Raw genomic sequence first — 3,683 nt, 5'->3', positions numbered from 1 at the left:
GCTATTTTGCTCGGTGAGCTCATCTTCTTTCCGTTTTATCGCCCCAACTATTTGGGGCCGATGCTGCCTAGGCTATACCCTGAAGAGCGGACGGTGTTATTAGCGGGGTATGCCGCGCTGCTGTATTGTGACCATGAGTGGCAGCACTCCCCATCAACGACACTGACGACTTCGCCAGCACAAAATACACCATGGTGGGTCATTCAAGAGCACCATTTGGATAACTCGCCAAACCTGCCGTTGCTTGCCAGCAACGTCGAGAGTTGGTTATGGCAACATCAACCTGCCTTGATGCAAGTTCGAATCGAGACCAACCAAGACGACTTCAAAGCGCAGTTTGAGCACCAGTTCCTAACGTTAGACTCCGAAACCATGACCTTAACTTCACAAGTCGTGACGGCAACGTTGCTCACCATTCTCGGTTCTATTTCCGTATCTCCCGAACTCAATGAGGCCATCACTGACACTCAGGACGATGAGTTGCTCTTCGCGCTCAAACATACCTTCTCGCTGTTACAAGGACACGCATAATGACGATTGAGATGTATAACCACTGTGTATTGTGCAACCCCGAAGTGAATTGGTTGGAGCTGGAATTTCGCAGTGAAAATGACGAGCCCATTAACGGACTCAAGGTCACCATTACTAACCCTTCGACAAAGCAAACTCATCAGCAAACGACCAGTCAGGGTAACGTACTCTTTAGTCACATCTCTGCAGGAGAATGGGTTGTCAGCGTTGACACCGACAACTTGTTGGAGGAAGTCGAACAATACGCCAGCCGAAAAGAAGGGGAAGCGTCGCCTGTGCAATCTCGGACAGCCGATGAAAAAGGCGCAGCGCAAAAAAAACCTAAAGAGTATCACGCCATTCATGTCGGAGATGTGTGGGCCTCCCAACCGGATGATGAGTTCCTGGTCGAGCACCACGGTCCTGTGATGGGTAATTACAGCGAAAAAACCAAAGGCTTTAGAGCCAACCACAACCGAACCGTCGTCCTTGAAATCAAAGCGCTTCGCAGTTATATGCCAATGATGGTTGATACCGAGCAATTTAGCTTGGTGAATAGCTATACGTTCGCATTGCTCGCTCAATTGGCGTACGCCAGCGATAAGTATGGCGCACCTGATAACGACGAAGCCAACCGTTTACCAGAAGGCAGCATTAATCGCATTATTGAACAGCTAAAGCTCAAAGAAAAACCGGAATACTGCGCCTCAACGAAAGAAAATTGGTTGTTAGTTGAAATCCCTTACTCTGAGCATTTGAAAGCCAACTACTATCAAGACACCGACATTGGAGCAGAAGCGTACATTCTAAGTAACGATGATATAGCCATTGTTGGTGTTCGCGGCACACAAAAGCATTTTGGTAATGAAGAAATAAACAAGCTTAGCCAAACGCCTCAAGTTATCGTTGCGGATAAGGTGTCGCCACTCCCAATATTAAAGATTACTGAGATCACAGACGGTGTTATTGCGGCACTCAATTCACCTGGGTATCAAGATGTCGTTACAGATATCGATGCATCTCAAATTAGCCCACCTGAATTTGGAGGGACCTACGTTCATCAAGGGTTTTATCAATACGCAATGGCATTGTGGAAACCAATAAATGACGCGATACTCAAACACCATGGAAATAAGAAAGTCTACATTTGTGGGCATAGTTTAGGCGGTGCTGGAGCATTACTACTTAGCTCGTTAATACAAGAAACTTACTCCCCTTCGACATTGCGCTTGTTTACCTACGGTATGCCACGAGCAGGGACGCATAGCTTCGTGAGTCGCTACAATGCCATAAAACACTATCGCCATGTCAACAATCACGATTTGGTGCCACAAGTACCAATGCGCTGGATGAACACCAATCCCGATGATAAGAGCGACAGCACATCTGTTTGGAAGTACTTCTCTCCCGCCCTTTACCTGTGGGATTCACTTAAAGAGAGAACCGTTGATAACGATGACGATAATTACCAACATCACGGCAATCTCGTCCAGTTACTTACTTATAGCTTGGCGAAGCACCAACCTAACGACATAAAACAGGTGCTGTTGACTGAAAAGCAAACGCACGTATCCAGTTTAACCTTAGCCTCTAATCAAACTGAAGACTCTTATCGACTGGCTAAAACGTTAAGCGAAGATCATATCGACATTAACGGATACGTGGGGACAATACACCAATCAGGCTTAGACCATATGATGAGCGAGTATATTCCTAATTTTAAATCTCAGCTCACATTACTTTTAAATGACACATTGGACCGCAGTTATATTGAAGCTGCGCAAACTGTCCACAGTACTGAGCAACGATTGTTAGATACATATCAGAAGCTTAAGCAAGATAAAATCAACGCCTTAGGCATGCAGTATGTTACGAGGAAAAACCCTGCGGCCCATGCACGTGAAGAACAAAAGCGTACTCAAACCGTCTTTGCGATTAAACAAGAGATTGAACTAACTGAAAAAATCATATGGAATGTTCAGCGAGTCAGACAAGAGTTAGAAACCCTAGTAACGAATCCCGCATTACTGCCTGTCGATCGTTTATTGTTTGGTGATCAAACACTCGATAAAACAACCATAAAGGAGCAGTTACAATGAAATCACTAGTGAAGTTTATCCTTGCTGGTATCGGGGGTGTGATTGCCTTTTTTCTAGCGGTGATATTCATCTTAAACCCGCTCATGAAATGGTACGATGATAGCAAGCCACCGATTGGAAGCGACAGAGACGATCATTTTATCCGCATTCAAGGTTATAAGCCTGCTGATGCAAATGTCACTGCTTATGTAACGTTTACTGGCGGCGGTGAAGAGTGTCGCTCACGCTCTTGGAGCGCTTTAGATGGGAAAGTGAAAAAAACGGGGAAAGGTGTATTTAAAATTGAGCATGACTTTTCAACCAAACCTGAACAATACGAGTTGAGAGTACCGTACCAAGATTATACTTCTTCTGGTTGTGACATGAAGTTACTCCAAATATATGTAGGCATCAAAAGCTCATTTGATACAGCGAGGTTTCCAGACTTACGTATCTACCCTCCAGTAATGGAGTATGATAAAGCACTGACCTTTGACTCCAAAATTGAAGCAAGAAATTGTGAACCATTTTATTCTGAGACGTATAAAAAATGGACGGATGGAGTGGGGTGTGATTTCTATATCAATGAAAAAAAGATATCTAAGGAGCAGGAATTTAACGCTGAAATCGTTCACTTCGACTTCTCTCAGTTTAAAGACAACACTATCATCACCTACAACATCCTAGCCGGTGACGATTACCGTCGCGAAACTATAGTAGAGCCTCAGGAGGAATGACTTTATTAAATAAAAAGCGACAATGGGTATACCTCGTTGGACTGGTTGTTTTGGTTGGTGGCGCCTATTGGGGTGTTCAGTCCACAAGTACTACGCCGCCACAAGCTTACATTCGCCTCTCGGGTGTAAAACCAGCAGACGCGACGATCAAAGCTTGGGCTAACTACATCGCCAGTGGTGATGAGTGTGAATCCTACTCTTACGATATGTTTGGGCAAAAAGCGCATCAGGGAGGGAAAATTACCACTTTTTTCACTCAAAACTTCGCTGGAGACGACGATCATTATGAACTAAGAGTCCCATATAGTACGTATACGGATACCCAAAACTGCATTATTGAGTTAAGAGATATTACCGT

General features: G+C 44.6%; 3 protein-coding genes and 1 pseudogene. All 4 read left to right on the top strand.

The window, feature by feature from the left end; translation table 11 throughout:
* The first annotated feature begins 60 nt into the window (after window positions 1-60).
* On the top strand, window positions 61-531 hold the full coding sequence (locus tag ACRQQK_RS03005) for a hypothetical protein (RefSeq protein WP_457509996.1): 471 nt from the start codon (window positions 61-63) through the stop codon (window positions 529-531).
* On the top strand, window positions 531-2,609 hold the full coding sequence (locus ACRQQK_RS03000; RefSeq protein WP_457509995.1) for a lipase family protein: 2,079 nt from the start codon (window positions 531-533) through the stop codon (window positions 2,607-2,609). The genes ACRQQK_RS03005 and ACRQQK_RS03000 overlap by 1 nt, the downstream gene beginning before the upstream one ends.
* The gene (locus ACRQQK_RS02995) at window positions 2,606-3,325 is read left to right on the top strand and encodes a hypothetical protein (protein ID WP_457509994.1); all 720 of its coding nucleotides are present in this window, start codon (window positions 2,606-2,608) and stop codon (window positions 3,323-3,325) included. Before ACRQQK_RS03000 ends, ACRQQK_RS02995 begins: the two co-directional genes overlap by 4 nt.
* Window positions 3,322-3,683, top strand: a pseudogene (locus ACRQQK_RS02990) (hypothetical protein); the annotation flags it as partial. The gene ACRQQK_RS02995 and the pseudogene ACRQQK_RS02990, both read left to right, overlap by 4 nt.

It is taken from the genome of Vibrio sp. C8 (genome assembly GCF_054051265.1).
The sequence above is the reverse complement of the archived record's forward strand: the minus strand, read 5'-3'. Positions and strand labels throughout refer to the sequence as shown.